Raw genomic sequence first — 15,984 nt, forward strand, 5'->3', positions numbered from 1 at the left:
TGAGCGGCGTGCAGCACGAGAACCCGGCCGAGGCGCCCCCGACTGAGGCGTCGCTGAACGAGGGGAGGGTCGAGCGCCCGAAGCCGGCCAGCGGCATCCTGCTCGTCGACAAGCCCCTCGGGGTCACGAGTCACGACGTCGTGCGGATCGTGCGCCGCACCGCCGGAACTCGCAAGGTCGGGCATGCCGGCACCCTCGACCCGCTCGCGACCGGCCTCATGCTCATCGGCATCGAGAGCTCGACGCGGCTGCTCACCTACCTGGTCGGGCTCGACAAGGAGTACACCGCGACCATCCGCCTCGGCCGGTCGACGACGACCGATGACGCCGAGGGCGAGTCGACCGGGGGCGCCGACGCCTCGGGTCTCGACCCCGACGACGTGGACGCGGCGATCGGCGGGCTGACGGGCCTCATCCGCCAGCGTCCCTCCGACTACAGCGCCATCAAGGTGCAGGGGCGGCGGGCCTACGACCTCGCGCGGCAGGGCGAGAAGGTCGAGCTCGCCGAGCGCGAGGTGACGGTGGCGACCTTCGAGGTGCTCGATCGCCGGGTCGACGGCGAGCACCTGGATCTCGACGTGCGCGTCGAGGTGTCGTCGGGCACCTACGTGCGAGCACTCGCTCGCGACCTCGGCACGACGCTGGGGGTCGGCGGGCACCTGACCGCACTGCGGCGCACCCGCGTCGGCCCCTTCGGCCTCGACGCCGCCGCACCGCCGGACGAGAGCTTGCTCGAGGGGATGCGCACTCCGGCGTCGGTGGCCGCGGCGCTGTTCCCCACGGTGCAGCTCGACGCCGAGCAGCTCACCGAGCTCGTGCACGGGCGTCGGCCGTCGCTGGTCGCTCCGGAGCACGAGCTCGCCGTCAGCGAGATCGTCGCAGCTCTCACCCCCGACGAGCGCCTGGCCGGTCTCGTGGCGCTGCGCCGCGGGGTCGCCCGGGTGCTCGTGAACTTCCCGACCGCCGAGGTGCTGTCGTGATCCTGTGGCTGACCATCGCGGCGCTCGTCATCGCGGTCGCGGCGGGTCTGCTGAACGTCGTGCTCGGCCTCCTCGGCCGCAAACCGAACGACCTCGGCCTCGGGGCGCTCGCGCTGGTCGAGCTCGTCCTGGTCGTGCAGGTCGTCGTCGCGATCGTGGCGCCGCTCGTCGGCAACCCGCCGAGCGGCAACCCGGTGGAGTTCTGGGCCTACCTGATCGCCGCCGCGGTCATCCCCGTGCTCGCCGCCTTCTGGGCGCTGGGGGAGCGCAATCGGTGGAGCACGGTCGTGCTCGGCATCGCGGCGCTGGCCGTCGCGGTCATGATCTGGCGGATGCACATCATCTGGACCGTGCAACTCGCTTGACGCCGCTGCGGCGGCGCGCGTGCGGCTCAGCGCTGTTCGCGGACGGGACGGCGGCGTGCGCGTGCGGGCCAGCGGCGACCCCCTGCCGCTCCACTACTCTGTATCGGTGCCAGAAGCTCGTTCCTCTCTCGCCACCGGGCTCGGCCGGGTGCTCGTGATCGTCTACGCGATCCTCGCCCTCGCGGCCGCCGGCCGCAGCGTCTCGCAGATCATCACGCGGTTCGACGAGGCCCCCATCGCCTTCACGCTCTCGGCGCTCGCGGCGGCCGTGTACATCGTGGCGACGATCGCACTCGTGGCGAAGGGACCGGTCTGGAATCGCGTAGCCTGGATCGCCATCGGCTTCGAGCTCGCGGGCGTCATCGTGATCGGGGCGATCAGCCTGCTCGCGCCGCAGTTGCTCGGCCTGCCCGACACGAACCCGTTCGGTCGCTACTCGACCGTGTGGAGCGACTTCGGCGCCGGATACCTCTGCATCCCGCTCGTGCTCCCCGTGCTCGGCCTGCTCTGGCTGCGCAGTCGGCGCGCCGCCGGCCGTGACGGGGCCGCCACGTCGTCGTCGGAGGTGAACGCGTGAGCACGTTCCACGGCATCGGCGAGATCCCCGCCGATCTGCCGGCGTCGGCCGTCACCATCGGCAAGTTCGACGGCGTGCACCTCGGCCACCAGGCGGTCATCGCCCGACTGCGCGAGGAGGCGCAGCAGCGCGGGCTCGTGCCCACGGTGATCACCTTCGACCGCAACCCGCTGGCTCTGCTCGACCCCGCATCCTGCCCGCCGTCGATCGTCGGCCGCGGTCAGGAGATGCAGCTGCTGCACGACGCGGGCGCCGAGCAGGTCATCGAGCTGGTCTTCGACGAGCAGCTGCGCTCGCTCGACCCCGAGCGCTTCGTGCGCGAGCTCCTGGTCGATGCGGCGCACGCCCGCCTCGTGCTGGTCGGGCGCGACTTCCGCTTCGGTGCGCGCGGCGCCGGCGACGTGGATGCGCTGCGCACCTGGGGCGCCGAGCTCGGATTCGAAGTCGTGGTCGTCGACGACGTCGCCGCCGACGGCCGGCGCATCTCGTCGACCGAGCTGCGCACGCTGCTCGAGGAGGGAGGCGTCGCGGAGGCCGCGAAGCTGCTCGGGCGACTGCACGCCGTGCGCGGCGGCGTCGTGCACGGCGAGGCGCGCGGACGCGACCTCGGCTACCGCACGGCGAACCTCGCACCCGACTCCGAGGGGATGATGCCCGCCGACGGCGTCTACGCGGCGTGGGCCTCGGTCGACGGCCGGCGCGTCGGCGCTGCCGTGTCGATCGGAGTGAATCCGACCTTCGGCGAGGGGATCGAGCGCCGGCTCGAGGCGCATCTGCTCGACGAGGCGCTCGACCTCTACGACCGTGAGCTCGAGATCGCCTTCGTCGAGTACATCCGCCCCATGCGCAAGTTCCCCGACGCCGACACGCTCGTCGCGCAGATGCACGCGGACGAGCTGCGCATCCGCGAGGTCCTGGGGTACCCGCTCCCCGCCGACGCGAACTCGTGAGCGCGGCGCTCTCGTCCAGCCGTGTGCGGCTGGCGGTGGTCATCGTGGGCATCGTGCTGCTCGCGTTCTCGTTGCGCACGGCGGTCGCGTCGGTGTCGCCGATCGTCGACGCCATCGACTCCGACATCGGCTTCCCGCATCCGGTCGTCTCGATCATGGGCGCACTGCCGCCGCTCGCCTTCGCTCTCGGCGGTGTGCTGACGCCGCTCATCGTGCGTCGGCTCGGACTCGAGACGGCCACGGTCGTGTCGATCATCGTCATGGCCGCGGGGCACGTGCTGCGTGCGGCGGCGCCGGATGCGGTCGTGCTGGTGGCGGGCTCGGCGATCGCGCTGCTCGGAACCGGTTTCGGCAACGTGCTCATGCCGCCGATCGTGAAGCGCTGGTTCCCGAAGCGGATCGGGTTGCTCACGGCGATCTACTCGACCGTGATCGCCGCGTCGACCGCGGTCTCGGCCGCCCTCTCGGTGCCGGTGACCGATGCGCTCGGCTGGCGGGTCTCGCTCGCCCAGTGGGCGATCACGGCCGGCATCGCGCTGGCGCCGTGGATCGTCGTGCTCGCGCAGCGCCGAGCCAGCGGTCAGCCGGCCGAGCCGCGTGATGCCGCCGAGCGCGACGCCGAGGAGCTGGAGCCTGCGCCGCGCCGCGTCTGGCGTTCGCCGACGGCCATCGCGATCGCGCTCGTCTTCGGCACCTCGAGCGTCACGGTCTACACCGCGTTCAGCTGGATGCCCGCGATCCTGACCGAGCGCGCGCACGTCGACAACGGCACCGCCGCGGCGATGCTCGCGGCCTTCAGCGGCATCGTGGCGCCGCTGTCGGCGGCGCTGCCGCTGATCGCCTCGCGGCTGCGCAACGTCGCGCCGCTCGTGTTCGGCGACGCCGCCCTGCTGCTGATCGGCAGTCTCGGGCTGCTGCTGTCGCCCGCGAACGGCACCTGGGCGTGGGTGCTCGTGTACGGGCTCGGCCCGTCGCTGTTCCCGCTCGCGCTCTACCTGATCACGGCGCGCACCCGAAGCCACCGCGGCTCGGTCGCGCTGAGCGGCTTCGTGCAGACCTTCGGCTACGTCGTTGCCGCGCTCGGCCCGATCGTCGTCGGCTCGCTGTTCGATGCGACCGGATCCTGGTTCGCGGGCAGCGTCGCGATGGTCGTCATGGCGCTGCCGGCGATCCCCGCGGGCATCATCCTGCTGCGCTCGCGCTACGTCGAGGACGAGCTGGCTCGCTGATCCCGCCGCGGATGCGGATGCGTGCGGCGATCAGCCGCCGACGCGGTCGGCCCGGTGCACGAGGGCGCCGGCGCCGATCAGCGGCCCGTCGTGGGAGAGACCCGAGGGCACGATCTTCACCTTGGTGACGAAGCCGAACTCGCGGCGCTCGGCGACTGCCTCGCGGGCGGCCTCGAACAGGCGCGGCGACGAGTGCGAGAAGCCGCCGCCGATCGCGACGATCTCGAGGTCGACGAGCGAGGTGGCCGAGGCGACGACCTGGCCGATGGCGCGTCCCGACCGCTCGATGGCCGCGATCGCGACGGGATCGCCCGCGCGATGCGCGGCGGCGAGCTCCTCGCCGGTCGAGCCGGTGAAGCCCTGGGTTCGCGCCCAGGCGACCGTGCGGGGACCCGAGGCGACGGCCTCGAGGCAGCCGCGGCCGCCGCAGGGGCAGGCGTCGTCGAAGCCGCCGGCTTCGATGTGACCGATGTGCCCGGCGTTGCCGGTGGGTCCGGCGACCGTGCGGCCGCCGAGCACGAGGCCGCCGCCGACTCCGGTCGACACGATCATGCCCATGACGTTGTCGTAGCCCTGCGCTGCGCCGACCCAGTGCTCGGCGAGGGTGATGCAGATGCCGTCCATCTGCAGGGTGACGGGCACGTCGGGCAGTTCGCGCTGCACGAGGTCGCGCAGCGCGAAGTCGCGCCAGGCCGGCACGTTGAGCGGCGAGACGAGCCCCTCGGCCAGGGTGATGGGGCCGGCCGACCCGATCCCGACTCCGAGCAGCTCGTGCTCGGGAGCCAGCGCGGCATGAGCCTCGCGCACGACGTCGAGCACGGCGCGCTGCAGGGTCGCGCTGTCGCTCGAGCCGCCGCTCGGTCGGCGGAAGCGGGTACCCGGGATCACGACGCCGTCGGCGCTGACGAGCGCGGCCTCGACTTTGGTTCCGCCGAAGTCCAGGGCGAGAGCGACGGAGCTCACGAGGCACCTCCTCCGCCGAGCTGCTGCCCGGCGACGAATACGGTCGCGTAGTACGCGACGACGATGACGACCAGTCCGATGACCGGCCCGAACCAGGCCCAGCGGCGCCGGAGCGCCCGGACGAGGAACACGGCCAGACCAGCGGCGAAGCCGAAGATGATGACGCCGGCGCCGATCGCGGTGGCCGTCGACAGCGCGCCGACGTCGCATCCGCTCGTGCTCGAGCAGGCCTCGCGCAGTCCGACGTCGCCGATGATCGCCGTGCAGACGCCGCCGAGCACGAGTCCGAAGGCGAGGACGGCGAAGCCGACCACGAGATCGACGACGACGAGGGCGCGATTGCGCGGTGCGCGCGGCGTCGTGGGCATGAGCGCCAGCGTAGCGGGGTCGAGGCCCCCTCGCGTGACAGCGCTGTCGGAGTGCCGTCGGATGACGGTCGGCCGACCTACACTGGCGCCATGTCGGCCGCCGCCGCGCACGTCGTGCGCACGATCGACCTCCCGCCCGGGATCGTGTGGGAGGCGCTGGTCGATCCCGTGCTCGTGGAGGGCTGGCTGCACCCCTCGCTGACGCTGCTCGGCGATGGCGCGCTCCTCGTCGCCGAGGAGCCCGAGGTGCTGCTCGAGGTGGATCACGCGGAGTTCGGCCAGGTGCGCATCCTGCTCGACCCGGTCGCCGGCGGCACCCGCGGCACGGCGACGGTCGTGACGGTCGAGCTGCCCGCGCTCGGCGATCTGCGGTTCAGCCCGCCGATCGCCGCCGGCTGGAGCGTGCGACTGCACCAGCTCGCCGATCTGCTGCGCGGCCACCCGGTCGACTGGGACCACTGGGAGCGCGACCGAGGCTCCGAGTACCGCGAGCAGCTCGAGCTCGCCCAGCAGCGGCTCGCGCACTGACGTCAGGGCGGCTCGGATCCGCCGCGCGGCCGGGCGGGCCGTCGCTCAGCGCGCGTCGGAGGCCGGCGTGATCTCGTCCACGTAGCGATGAGCTGCCGCGATCGTGGCGCTCCATCGCACATCGTCGACCTCGGAAGGGATCCGCACCCACTCGCGACGCGGCCGGCCGGCCATCGTCATCCGCTCGCCGACGCCGGCGGCCTCGAGCGCGTCGACCTCCGACTCGGGGAGCTTCGCCATCATGCCGCCCTGGTAGAGCGCGACGGCGAAGACCTTGCCGCGCACCCGCAGTCCGATCGACCCGAACATCCGGCCCCAGTCGACGTCGTCGTGCTCGAGCAGCTCGGCCGCGAGTCGCGCGAGCCGGTCGTGGTCGGGATTGATCGCCACCATGCGCGCAAGCTACCGCGCCGCCACGTTCAGGTCGAGAGCGATCCGGATGCCGGCTGAGCGTCCGCGCAACGTCGGCGACCGGGTGCGACGGCCGCGCCTAGCGTCGGCGGCATGCGGATGCTCGTGACCGGCGCGACCGGGTACCTCGGCGGACGACTCGCTCCACGTCTGGCCGACGCCGGACACGACGTGCGGGTGATCGCCCGCGATGCGGAGCGACTGCGCCACCTGCCCTGGTCGGATCGCGTCGAGATCGTCGAGGGCGACCTCTCTGACGCCGACGCGGTGGGCGCCGCCGTCCAGGGCGTCGACGTCGTCTACTACCTCGTGCACTCGCTGTCGGCGGATGCGCGCTTCGAGCAGCAGGAGTCGGCGATGGCGCGCACGGTCGCCGCGGCCGCCCGCGACGCCGGCGTGCAGCGGATTGTGTACCTCGGCGGGCTGCACCCCGACGGTCCGGCCGAGGAGCTGTCGCCGCACCTGCGCTCGCGCGCCGCGGTCGGCGACATCCTGCTCGCCTCCGGCGTGCCGACGGCCGCGCTGCAGGCCGGGGTCGTGATCGGCTCGGGCTCCGCGTCGTTCGAGATGATCCGCCACCTGACCGATGTGCTGCCCTACATGCCCGCGCCGCGCTGGGTGCGCAATCGCGTGCAGCCGATCGCCGTGCGCGACGTGCTCTACTACCTCATCGCCGCGGCGGGACTGCCGCCCGAGGTCAATCGCACCTTCGACATCGGCGGTCCGGATGCGTTCCGCTACGGCCAGCTGATGAACGGCTACGCGCTCGAAGCGGGGCTGCGCCAGCGGCCGATCGCCACGCTCCCGGTGCTGACCCCGTGGCTCGCGTCGCAGTGGGTCAACCTCGTGACGCCGATCCCGCGCTCGCTCGCCGTGCCGATCATCTCCTCGCTGCAGCACGACGCGGTCGTGCGCGAGCACGACATCCGCGACTGGATCCCCGACCCGCCCGGCGGGCTCACCGGCTACCGCAAGGCCGTGCGGCTCGCTCTCAAGCGGGTACGAGACGGCCAGGTGGAGACGAGCTGGCAGGATTCGCCGGTCTCGGGCGCGCCCAGCGACCCGCTGCCGAGCGACCCGGACTGGGCCGGCAACACGGTCTTCCTCGACGAGCGCGAGCGGCCGTCGTCGGCGCCGCCCGAGCGGGTCTGGCGCGTGATCGAGGCCGTCGGCGGCGACAACGGCTGGTACTCGCTGCCCTTCGCCTGGACGCTGCGCGGGTGGATGGACAAGGTCGTCGGCGGCGTCGGCCTGCGTCGTGGCCGCCGTGACCCGAACCGGCTCGCCCCGGGCGACGCCCTCGACTGGTGGCGTGTCGAGAAGCTCGAACGCGGTCGCTTCCTGCGGCTGCGCGCCGAGATGCGGGTGCCGGGGCGCGCGTGGCTGGAGCTCTCGGTCGAGCCGGGGGAGGGCGGCGGTGCTGAGGGCGGAGGCTCGGTGTATCGGCAGCGGGCCGTGTTCTTCCCGAAGGGACTCGCCGGCCGGGCCTACTGGCTGGCGATCCTGCCCTTCCACGGGGTGATCTTCGCGAGCATGGCCCAGCGGATCACGGCCGAGGCCGAGCAGGACCGGCCGGCGGCGCCGCGCCCTGACGCGGTGCGAGCGACCGAGCCGGCCTCCGGCGCCCACGGTGCTGGACAGCGCGCCGCGCGGGCGAGAGCCGCCGGCGGCGTCAGAGTTCGTCGATGAGCCGGCGGAACACCCGGATGCCGTCGAGCCAGGTCGCTACCGACACGTTCTCGTCGATCGCGTGCAGGGCCGCGCGCTGGGCGGCCGAGATCGCGAAGGGCGAGAAGCGGTAGACCGCGGGGGAGAGGTGCGCGAGGTGGCGGCTGTCGCTCGCGCCGAGCATGACGTAGGGCGTCGGCACGACAGCCGGATGCACGCCCGTGATGGCGCGCCCGAGCCGTTCCCAGATCGCGCCGGAGGTCGGCGAGACCGGTGACGGCTCGGAGGCCTCGACCGTCGTGACGCGCACCTTCGGGTCATCGATGGCGCGCACGATCCGCTGCCGCTCCGCCTCGACCGACGAGCCCACGGCGACGCGGACGTTGACGGTCGCCGTGGCCCGCTCAGCCAGCACGTTCGGCGCCGCGCTGCCGCGCAGCTCGGTCACCGCGCGCGTCGTGCGCACCAGCGCCGCCGTCTCCGGCCCGAGCCGCACGAAGACGCGGGCGAGCAGGCCGCGCAGCGAGCGCGCGCGCGCGAACAGCCGCCCGCGCGGCCCTGCGGCGTGCGGCGCGACCACCTCGAGCATCCGGATGACCGGCTCCGGCACCTCGGCCGGCGCGGGGCGGCGACGCAGGCGGGCGATCGCGCCCGCGAGACGGTCGACGGCGGTCGTCGCCGGGGGAGTCGAGGCGTGCCCGCCCTGCTGTTCGACCCGCAGCTCGAAGTTCGCGATGCCCTTCTCGGTGACTCCGATCATGGCGAGCGGGGCATCCACCCCCGGCAGCACTCCGGTGACGATCGCGCCGCCCTCGTCGAGCACGAAGGCCGGCTTCACGCCGCGCTGCTCGAACAGACGGGCCACGGACTGTGCACCGGTGCCGAAGCGCTCCTCGTCGTGGCCCAGCAGCAGCCAGATGTCGTGCTGCGGCACGACCCCCTCGGCCAGCGCCTGCTCGACCGCCTCGAGCAGGGCCACCAGCATCCCCTTGTCGTCGATCGCGCCGCGAGCCCAGATGCGCTGCTCGCCGTCGACCTCGACCAGCTCGGCGGCGAAGGGAGGATGCGTCCAGCCCCCGTCGTCGGCCGGTACGACGTCCTGATGCGCCATCAGCACGGTCGGCTGCTCGGACGAGCGACCCCGCCAGCGGAACAGCAGGGTGTGCTCCGCCACGAGCTCGCGCTCGAGCTCGGCGTGCACGCGCGGGTAGAGGCGCTCGAGCGCGGCGCGGAACAGCGCGAGCTGCTCGGCCCGTCCGTCGTCGGCGTGCTCGATCGAGATGGTCGGGATGCGCAGCAGCTCGCGGAACCGCTCGACGCTCTCGGGATGCGGCATCCCCCGAGCGTATCCCCGTGGCCTGACGCCCCGGGGGAGCGCCCTAGGCTGGACGCGATGCCCACCCGATCCGCACCCGACCGTCCCGGCGCCCGCTATCCCGACGCCCCGTGGCGCCGTTTCGCGCTCGCCCCCGGCATCATCTCCGCGCTCGTGCTCATCGCCGGCTCGCTGCTGGTCGGCACCGACGGCTTCACCTGGATCCGCTACGCCGCCGCGATCCTCGCCCTCATCGTCGGCTGGTTCGCGCTGCAGGCGAAGCACTGGTGGTGGATCCCCGTCATGCTCGCGGTCGCGGTGATCTGGAACCCGGTCTACCCCTTCGACTTCTCCGGCCAGCTCTGGATGGGCGCGCAGTACCTCGCCGCGATCGTCTTCATCGCCGCCGGGCTCACGATCCGGGTGCGCAACACCGAGGACCGCAACGCCGCGCGCGGCCGCAAATAGGCCTGAGCACTCCTCTGGGGTAGACTGACTGCGCCTCGCACCACCGGCTCTTCGACGCCGGGTCTGGCGCGGGCAGATCGTGGATCACCCGGTCCGCCGCACTCCGCCACCACCGTCGGCCGAGCGCATCCGGCCCGTGTCGCCCGCGATCGCACAGCGATTCCGATCCGCCAGAGGGTGGATGCGAGACGTTCGAGGAGAACGATGGCCCAATCAGGGCAGAAGCAGTCGCCGCGCACCTCCGGGCGCCGTGGCGGTCAGCAGCAGCGACGCCGCGCGCACGCGGACGAGGCGGGTCTCATCCCGGTGCTCGCCCGCACCGTGCGCGCGATCGAGAACGCCGCCGAGCGCGGCAAGGTCAACGCCGGCGGACGCACCCGCTACCGCGTGGTGGCCGTGCTGGTGCGCGAGGAGCGCGCCCGCATCAAGGCCGACACCGCGATCAGCGAGGGCGAGCGCGTCAAGGAGCTCACGCGGCTCGACGGCATCGCGACGATCATGGCGAAGACCGCCTCGCGCGACACCTCGCTCATCGCGCTGCTCACCGATACCGCTCCGCTCAACGCGGCCCAGCAGGAGCTGCGTCGCTCGCTGCTGATCGACGCCGGCACCGAGCTGAGCCCCGACGACCTCATCGTCGTCACCGAGGCTCCGGTCGTCACGATCGAGCAGGAGAAGCAGGTCGTTCCGCAGTCGGTGCGGCAGTACCAGATGTCGAACCCGTTCCTCGCGCCCGACTTCAGTCTCGCGACGCCGAAGCCGCAGATGACCGGCCGCCTCGCGAACTGGGAGCTCATCGACCCGCTGTTCCGCAGCTTCGAGGTCGGCGGCGGGGGAGCGGCGAGCATGTCGCTGCCCGAGGCGCACAGCCTCGCGACGCCCGGCGGCACCGAGCTCATGCGCCACCAGGCACGCTTCATCGAGAGCGCCCGCGACGGCCACCGCACCTACCTGCTCGCCGACGAGCCCGGCCTCGGCAAGACGGCGCAGGCTCTGCTCGCCGCGTCCGTCACCGCCTCCTACCCGCTGCTCGTCGTCGTGCCGAATGTCGTCAAGATGAACTGGGCCCGCGAGGTGCAGAAGTGGACGCCGCAGCGCACCGTCACGGTCGTGCAGGGCGACGGCCAGAACATCGACGCCTTCGCCGACATCGTCGTCGTCAACTACGAGGTGCTCGATCGGCACGTCGCCTGGCTGTCGCGTCGCGGCTTCAAGGGGATGATCGTCGACGAGGCGCACTTCATCAAGAACCGCGACTCGCAGCGCTCGAAGAACGTGCAGGCGCTCTCGGCCAGCATCCGCGCCGCGCAGCCGAAGGCGCTGTTCATCGCGCTCACCGGAACGCCGCTGATCAACCAGATCGAGGACTTCCGCATGATCTGGCAGTACCTGGGCTGGATCGACGAGAAGAAGCCGACGAGCGGGCTCATGAAGAAGCTCGAGGACACCGAGCTCTCGCCCGGCGACCAGGGCTTCTTCTCCGCCGCCCGCGAGGCCGTCGTGGAGATGGGCATCGTGCGGCGCAAGAAGGAGGACGTCGCGGCCGACATCCCCGCGCGTCGCGTCGCCGACATCCCGGTCGAGCTCGACGGCGAGGAGGGCCGCTCGATCCGTGCGGCCGAGCAGGCGCTCGTCGCTCGACTGCTCGCGCGCTTCGACCGCATCCGCCAGGCGAAGCCCGACGCTGACGAGGCCGACCTCATCCGGCTCGTGGCGCACGCCGAGCTCGAGGAGTCGCGCGGAGCGAGCTCGAGCGAGGGCACGGGCGACAACGTCTTCACGATGGTGCGCCGCATCGGCCAGGCCAAGGCGACCCCGGCCGCCGACTACACGGTCAACCTGGCGCGCAACGTCGGCAAGGTCGTCTTCTTCGCCAAGCACATCGATGTGATGGATGCGGCCGAGAAGCACTTCGCGGCCGCGGGCCTGCGCACGATCTCGATCCGCGGCGACCAGACCGCCACGGCGCGTCAGGCGCAGATCGACGCGTTCACGAACGACCCCGACGTCGCGATCGCGGTCTGCTCGCTGACGGCCGCCGGCGTCGGCGTGAACCTGCAGGTCGCCTCCAACGTCGTGCTCGCCGAGCTCAGCTGGACCAGCGCCGAGCAGACCCAGGCGATCGACCGCGTGCACCGCATCGGCCAGTCGCTGCCCGTCACCGCGTGGCGCATCATCGCCGCGCAGACGCTCGACGGCCGCATCGCCGAGCTCATCGACTCGAAGGCGGGCCTCGCCGCCCGCGCGCTCGACGGCGCCGAGATCGACGAGCAGGCCGGCGGCTCGGTGCAGCAGGATGCGCTCGTCGCGCTGCTGACCGACGCGGTCGCCGCGCGCGGCTGAGCCGGGCGCGGCCGAAGCGCCGCACGAGGGGCCGTCACCGCAGGGCGGCGGCCCCTCGGCTGTACCCCGCGGCGCGCTGACGATCACCCCGGAGTCGCGGCGACGCCGCGATCGGGCCCGGTTGCGCATGCGCTCGTGTACCCCGCGCGGGGGTGACCCGAGGTGGGGGGCGCGCGGGGGTTCCCTCATTTCGTAACGTGGTGCCTGCACCAGTCGGGGGACTGGAAGGCGGCGGTGATCTCGTCGAGAAACCGGTGATACGGGGGTTGACCCGGTGTTCCGGGAGCACCGCCGCCAGTGCATCCTCAAAGTCTTTTGGGGGGATGTCGCGGAGGGGGATTCCGCCGACATGGAAGGGGCCGCTCGGGGGAGCGGCCCCTTCGTCATTCCCGGGTGCGCAGTCGGGTCGGGACCGCGCTCGGCTACTCCGTGCGGCCGGCCAGGTAGGCGTTCATGGCGGCCGAGAGCTGCGCATCCACCGGCAGCGCGCGCTCGTCGATCGCCCGCACGGCGGCGGCGTGCCGAACCGAGGACACCATCCACGCCGCGTCGGCCCGCTGCAGGTCGAGGGGGCTGATCGACGCGAAACGGGTCGGGATGCCCTGCCTCGCCGCCCAGCGGAACAGGTCGGCCTGCGTCGTGCCCGGCAGGATGCCGACATCGGTGCGCGGCGTCGCGAGCACGCCGTCGAGGCGCACGACCAGGTTCGCGGTCGGCCCCTCGAGCACGAGCCCGTCGGTCGACACGAACAGCGCATCGTCGGCGCCCCGCCGCACTGCCTCGCGGCGCGCGGCCATGTTGGTGGCGTAGCTCAGCGTCTTCGCGCCGGCGAGCAGCCACGGCGAGGTGCTCGCGACGTCGGAGTGGTAGCCCCGGTCGAGCAACGCGACCCGGATGCCCTCGGTGCGAGCGGCGTGGAAGTCGCCGGAGGGCTCGCCCCAGGCCCATCCCGTCGGCCGGTCGCCGCCGTCGACGCCGCGGCTCAGCACGATCTTGACCCACGACTCCTCGTGGGCGGCGAGGGTATCGGCGACGCGCAGGATCGCCTCCCTCCACCCGTCGAGATCGGGCGCCGGGAGGTCGAGCATCGCCGCTGAGGAGGCGAGTCGGGTCAGGTGCGGACGCAGCGCCTGGGGGTGACCCCGCCCGATGCTGATCGTCTCGAAGACGCCGTCGCCGCGCGTCGCCGCGAGTTCGAGCGCGTGCAGAGCCGGCGCGTCCGGATCGACGAGTCGCACCGCATCCACCCGGCCGGAGGGCGCGAGGTCGAGCAGGGCGAGTACGGCGTCGGGGTGGTGCATGGGCTCATCCTGCGCCCGCCGCGGCGTCGGAGCGCTCAGGCGTCGCGGCGCGCCTCGAGGCGGCCGATGAGCGACCAGACCGTCGTCGTGAGGCCCGGGTAGGCGAGGGCGATCTGGCGCAGGATGCGGTAGTCGCGGTCGGCGGTCGGCACGCGTCCGCCGTCGGCGCGGATCATCTCGGCGCGGAGGGTCCAGACGACCAGCTCGTCGACGGAGGGGATCTCCTCCATGAACGCCCAGGGGTCTTCACCGGCGTGCAGCCGTTCGAGCACCACGGTGCCGAGCTCGTCGTTCGCCTCGGCGCGCAGCACCTCGAGGCTGGCGCGGCGGGCGTGACCGCCATCCGGATCGAACGACATGACGTCGAGACTAACCGCGACCCGAGCCGCGACGCCGGGACGCGCCGCCCCCCGAACGGCCGCCGGGGCGGCCCGGGCGTGTCGGGCGGGCGCCCTTCCTCGTGGCCGCAGCGGACTTCGCCGCCGCATCCTGCTTGGCCTTCTTCTTGGCCGCCTTCGCGGCGCGCTGGGCCGCCTTCGCCTGCTGCAGGGCTTCGGCCTCGGCGGTGCCCGAGGCGCCGCGGGAACTGTTCGCGGTGCGGCCGCGCACGATGCCGATGAAGGCCTGCACGCGGTCGTCGCCGGCGTCGCCGGAACGCCAGACGAGCGCGATCCCGGTGTCGTCGGCCCCGTCGAGCGGGCGGGCGATGACGTCGCGCCGGGAGTGGGCGCGGGCCACGCCCTGGGGCATGATCGCGACGCCCACGTTCGCGGCGACGAGCTCGACGGCGTCGGCTCCGGTGCCCTCGAGCAGGGTCTCTCCTGCGAGGTCGGCGAGGTCGATGCGCGCGAGGTCGGCGATCGCGTGATCCTTCGGCGCCACCACGACCGGCTGCTCGCGGTAGAGGGGGATGGAACGCAGCGCGTCATCCTCGGGCGGATCGCGCAGCAGGGCCATCGCGATGCCGCCCTCGCGCAGCTCCGCCAGCGCGACAGCCTCGCCGAGCGGCCGCAGCTCGAGCGTCTCGCTCTCGCGCTCGTTCCAGGTGCGGCCCCATTTGCCGGGCACGACCCCGGGCACGAAGGCGACGATGAAGCTCACGTCCCCAGGCTAGGCGGTCATCTCGTGCCGCCGGGCCCGCGTAACCTGGTGTCGTGAGCGCGCAGCAGCAGACCATGAAGCCGGCCACGGCGGCCAAGAAGCTCGGCATCCACCTGCCGTCGACGCCGGAGGAGTTCCAGCAGACCCCGCTCACCCGCGAGGCGTTCCAGTCGCTGCAGAGCTCGCCGCCCGAGTGGCTCGTGCAGCTGCGCCTGACGGGGCCGCACCCCAAGCAGGAGGTGGCTCGCAAGCTCGGCGTCTCCACGTCGGGGCTCGCTCGTGCCGGTGTGACGGATGCGCTGACGACCGAGCAGATCCGCGCGCTGCTCGAGGACCAGCCGGAGTGGCTGCGTCAGGAGCGCGCGACGCAGGCTCAGGTGCGTGCCGACGCGGCCTATCGCAAGAAGGCCGCCGCGGACGCCGCGCGCGACTGAGCTCGCGGGGCGAGAGCGCCGACGCCGGGCCTTGACGGGTCCGGCGTTCTCTTCTAGCTTGTACTCAACAGAACCGTTGCTAAAGGGAAGTGTTGGAATGAGGGATCCCCGGGCCGAGGACGATCGACTCGATCGCGCCTTCCTCGCGCTCGCCGACCCGGTGCGCCGCGCGATCGTCGCGCGACTGAGCCGCGGTCCGGCGACCGTGAACGAGCTCGCCGAGCCGCATCCCATCACGACCCAGGCCGTCTCCCGGCACATCCGAGTGCTCGAGGAGGCCGGCCTGGTCACCCGCAGCCGGGACGCCCAGCGGCGCCCCGTGCACCTCGAGCCTGCGCGGCTCGAGGCCCTCACCGCCTGGATCGATCGCTACCGGCTGATCCACGAGCGGCAGTTCCGCGACCTCGACGACGTGCTGGCCGGGCTGGCCGACGACGGGGATGCGGCAGCAGACCGGTCGACGCCGACCGGCGATTCACCGGAGGAACCATCATGAGCAACCCCGTCACCATCAGCGCCCCCGAGGGCCTGCCCTTCATCGAGATCTCGCGCGAGATCGACCACCCCGTCGAGCTCGTCTTCCGCGCCTATCGGGAGCCCGACCTGTTCCGGCGCTGGCTCGGACCTCGCGGCTACGAGATGGACCTGGTCGAGTACGACTTCCGCACGGGCGGCTCCTGGCACTACGTGCACGAGCTCGACGGCGAGCGGTACGGCTTCCGCGGGGTGTTCCACACGGTGCGCGAGGAGGAGTTCGCGCTGCAGACCTTCGAGTTCGAGGGCTACCCCGATGTTGTCGCCCTCGAGTCGCTCACCTTCACCCGGCTCGACGGCGGACGGACGCGCCTCGACATCCACTCGGTCTACCCGACGGTGGAGTCGCGCGACGGCATGGTCGCCTCCGGCATGGAGACCGGCGTGACCGAGGGCTACGAGCAGCTGGACGAGCTGCTCGAGGAGCTCGCCGCGGGCTGAGACCGCTG

Annotated in this window: 19 protein-coding genes; 12 read left to right on the top strand and 7 right to left on the bottom strand. The window is 72.7% G+C overall.

All coding sequences use genetic code 11. The features are described 5' to 3' along the window. Positions 1-53: 53 nt before the first annotated feature. The 5 genes from truB (at position 54) to BJ979_RS11810 (ending at position 4,101) form a co-directional block, all read left to right on the top strand. Positions 54-980, top strand: a complete 927-nt coding sequence (gene truB, locus BJ979_RS11790) for a tRNA pseudouridine(55) synthase TruB (RefSeq protein WP_179570293.1) — start codon at positions 54-56, stop codon at positions 978-980. Continuing rightward, on the top strand, positions 977-1,345 hold the full coding sequence (locus BJ979_RS11795) for a hypothetical protein (RefSeq protein WP_179568076.1): 369 nt from the start codon (positions 977-979) through the stop codon (positions 1,343-1,345). The genes truB and BJ979_RS11795 overlap by 4 nt, the downstream gene beginning before the upstream one ends. A gap of 106 nt (positions 1,346-1,451) precedes the next feature. Beyond that, positions 1,452-1,922 (top strand): hypothetical protein, encoded by a 471-nt coding sequence (locus BJ979_RS11800; protein ID WP_179568078.1) that lies wholly within the window; start codon positions 1,452-1,454, stop codon positions 1,920-1,922. Then, complete coding sequence (locus BJ979_RS11805; protein WP_179568080.1) at positions 1,919-2,872, top strand: bifunctional riboflavin kinase/FAD synthetase; 954 nt, start codon at positions 1,919-1,921, stop codon at positions 2,870-2,872. The genes BJ979_RS11800 and BJ979_RS11805 overlap by 4 nt, the downstream gene beginning before the upstream one ends. After that, positions 2,869-4,101 (top strand): MFS transporter, encoded by a 1,233-nt coding sequence (locus BJ979_RS11810; RefSeq protein WP_179568082.1) that lies wholly within the window; start codon positions 2,869-2,871, stop codon positions 4,099-4,101. The genes BJ979_RS11805 and BJ979_RS11810 overlap by 4 nt, the downstream gene beginning before the upstream one ends. 30 nt (positions 4,102-4,131) lie before the next feature. Here the strand turns inward: BJ979_RS11810 and BJ979_RS11815 are convergent, their stop codons facing one another. Both BJ979_RS11815 and BJ979_RS17670 read right to left on the bottom strand, forming a co-directional pair. Then, positions 4,132-5,064 (bottom strand): ROK family protein, encoded by a 933-nt coding sequence (locus tag BJ979_RS11815; protein ID WP_343046685.1) that lies wholly within the window; start codon positions 5,062-5,064, stop codon positions 4,132-4,134. Beyond that, on the bottom strand, positions 5,061-5,432 hold the full coding sequence (locus tag BJ979_RS17670) for a hypothetical protein (protein ID WP_246286770.1): 372 nt from the start codon (positions 5,430-5,432) through the stop codon (positions 5,061-5,063). Before BJ979_RS17670 ends, BJ979_RS11815 begins: the two co-directional genes overlap by 4 nt. A 90-nt stretch (positions 5,433-5,522) precedes the next feature. On the opposite strand from BJ979_RS17670, the gene BJ979_RS11820 reads away from it, so the two are divergent. Next, positions 5,523-5,960, top strand: coding sequence for an SRPBCC family protein (locus BJ979_RS11820; RefSeq protein ID WP_179568086.1), 438 nt, complete (start codon positions 5,523-5,525; stop codon positions 5,958-5,960). A gap of 45 nt (positions 5,961-6,005) precedes the next feature. Here the strand turns inward: BJ979_RS11820 and BJ979_RS11825 are convergent, their stop codons facing one another. After that, positions 6,006-6,353, bottom strand: a complete 348-nt coding sequence (locus tag BJ979_RS11825) for a TfoX/Sxy family protein (RefSeq protein WP_179568088.1) — start codon at positions 6,351-6,353, stop codon at positions 6,006-6,008. 111 nt (positions 6,354-6,464) lie between these two features. On the opposite strand from BJ979_RS11825, the gene BJ979_RS11830 reads away from it, so the two are divergent. Then, positions 6,465-8,060, top strand: a complete 1,596-nt coding sequence (locus tag BJ979_RS11830; RefSeq protein ID WP_179568090.1) for an SDR family oxidoreductase — start codon at positions 6,465-6,467, stop codon at positions 8,058-8,060. Here the strand turns inward: BJ979_RS11830 and BJ979_RS11835 are convergent. Further along, complete coding sequence (locus BJ979_RS11835; protein ID WP_179568092.1) at positions 8,044-9,375, bottom strand: M20/M25/M40 family metallo-hydrolase; 1,332 nt, start codon at positions 9,373-9,375, stop codon at positions 8,044-8,046. The two genes, BJ979_RS11830 and BJ979_RS11835, sit on opposite strands and share 17 nt — an antisense overlap. A gap of 57 nt (positions 9,376-9,432) precedes the next feature. Between BJ979_RS11835 and BJ979_RS11840 the strand changes: the two genes are divergently transcribed. Both BJ979_RS11840 and BJ979_RS11845 read left to right on the top strand, forming a co-directional pair. After that, positions 9,433-9,822: a DUF6804 family protein gene (locus BJ979_RS11840; RefSeq protein ID WP_179568094.1), complete on the top strand. Its 390-nt coding sequence runs from the start codon at positions 9,433-9,435 to the stop codon at positions 9,820-9,822. Positions 9,823-10,026: 204 nt separating this feature from the next. Further along, on the top strand, positions 10,027-12,165 hold the full coding sequence (locus tag BJ979_RS11845) for a DEAD/DEAH box helicase (protein WP_179568096.1): 2,139 nt from the start codon (positions 10,027-10,029) through the stop codon (positions 12,163-12,165). Positions 12,166-12,587: 422 nt separating this feature from the next. Here the strand turns inward: BJ979_RS11845 and BJ979_RS11850 are convergent, their stop codons facing one another. From BJ979_RS11850 to BJ979_RS11860, 3 genes are read right to left on the bottom strand one after another with little or no spacing between them, the layout of a single operon-like run. Further along, a complete protein-coding gene (locus BJ979_RS11850; RefSeq protein WP_179568098.1) occupies positions 12,588-13,466 on the bottom strand; it encodes an aminodeoxychorismate lyase in 879 nt (292 codons plus the stop codon). 35 nt (positions 13,467-13,501) lie between these two features. Further along, the gene (locus tag BJ979_RS11855) at positions 13,502-13,825 is read right to left on the bottom strand and encodes a tryptophan synthase subunit alpha (RefSeq protein WP_179568100.1); all 324 of its coding nucleotides are present in this window, start codon (positions 13,823-13,825) and stop codon (positions 13,502-13,504) included. Between the two features lie 10 nt (positions 13,826-13,835). Beyond that, positions 13,836-14,567 (bottom strand): LysR family transcriptional regulator substrate-binding protein, encoded by a 732-nt coding sequence (locus BJ979_RS11860; RefSeq protein ID WP_179568102.1) that lies wholly within the window; start codon positions 14,565-14,567, stop codon positions 13,836-13,838. Positions 14,568-14,641: 74 nt separating this feature from the next. On the opposite strand from BJ979_RS11860, the gene BJ979_RS11865 reads away from it, so the two are divergent. The 3 genes from BJ979_RS11865 (at position 14,642) to BJ979_RS11875 (ending at position 15,976) form a co-directional block, all read left to right on the top strand. Next, complete coding sequence (locus BJ979_RS11865) at positions 14,642-15,001, top strand: DUF5997 family protein (RefSeq protein ID WP_179570295.1); 360 nt, start codon at positions 14,642-14,644, stop codon at positions 14,999-15,001. Positions 15,002-15,098: 97 nt separating this feature from the next. Then, positions 15,099-15,497 (top strand): ArsR/SmtB family transcription factor, encoded by a 399-nt coding sequence (locus tag BJ979_RS11870; protein WP_179568104.1) that lies wholly within the window; start codon positions 15,099-15,101, stop codon positions 15,495-15,497. Then, the gene (locus BJ979_RS11875; RefSeq protein ID WP_179568105.1) at positions 15,494-15,976 is read left to right on the top strand and encodes an SRPBCC family protein; all 483 of its coding nucleotides are present in this window, start codon (positions 15,494-15,496) and stop codon (positions 15,974-15,976) included. Before BJ979_RS11870 ends, BJ979_RS11875 begins: the two co-directional genes overlap by 4 nt. Positions 15,977-15,984 lie beyond the last annotated feature (8 nt).

The organism is Schumannella luteola (genome assembly GCF_013408685.1).
Lineage (GTDB): Bacteria > Actinomycetota > Actinomycetes > Actinomycetales > Microbacteriaceae > Schumannella > Schumannella luteola.

Bases quoted from the DNA above. Each gene is read 5' to 3' on its own strand.
- BJ979_RS17670 (WP_246286770.1), bottom strand. From the start codon at position 5,432: ATGCCCACGACGCCGCGCGCACCGCGCAATCGCGCCCTCGTCGTCGTC.
- BJ979_RS11820 (WP_179568086.1), top strand. From the start codon at position 5,523: ATGTCGGCCGCCGCCGCGCACGTCGTGCGCACGATCGACCTCCCGCCC.
- BJ979_RS11825 (WP_179568088.1), bottom strand. From the start codon at position 6,353: ATGGTGGCGATCAATCCCGACCACGACCGGCTCGCGCGACTCGCGGCC.
- BJ979_RS11830 (WP_179568090.1), top strand. From the start codon at position 6,465: ATGCGGATGCTCGTGACCGGCGCGACCGGGTACCTCGGCGGACGACTC.
- BJ979_RS11835 (WP_179568092.1), bottom strand. From the start codon at position 9,375: ATGCCGCATCCCGAGAGCGTCGAGCGGTTCCGCGAGCTGCTGCGCATC.
- BJ979_RS11840 (WP_179568094.1), top strand. From the start codon at position 9,433: ATGCCCACCCGATCCGCACCCGACCGTCCCGGCGCCCGCTATCCCGAC.
- BJ979_RS11845 (WP_179568096.1), top strand. From the start codon at position 10,027: ATGGCCCAATCAGGGCAGAAGCAGTCGCCGCGCACCTCCGGGCGCCGT.
- BJ979_RS11850 (WP_179568098.1), bottom strand. From the start codon at position 13,466: ATGCACCACCCCGACGCCGTACTCGCCCTGCTCGACCTCGCGCCCTCC.
- BJ979_RS11855 (WP_179568100.1), bottom strand. From the start codon at position 13,825: ATGTCGTTCGATCCGGATGGCGGTCACGCCCGCCGCGCCAGCCTCGAG.
- BJ979_RS11865 (WP_179570295.1), top strand. From the start codon at position 14,642: ATGAAGCCGGCCACGGCGGCCAAGAAGCTCGGCATCCACCTGCCGTCG.
- BJ979_RS11870 (WP_179568104.1), top strand. From the start codon at position 15,099: ATGAGGGATCCCCGGGCCGAGGACGATCGACTCGATCGCGCCTTCCTC.
- BJ979_RS11875 (WP_179568105.1), top strand. From the start codon at position 15,494: ATGAGCAACCCCGTCACCATCAGCGCCCCCGAGGGCCTGCCCTTCATC.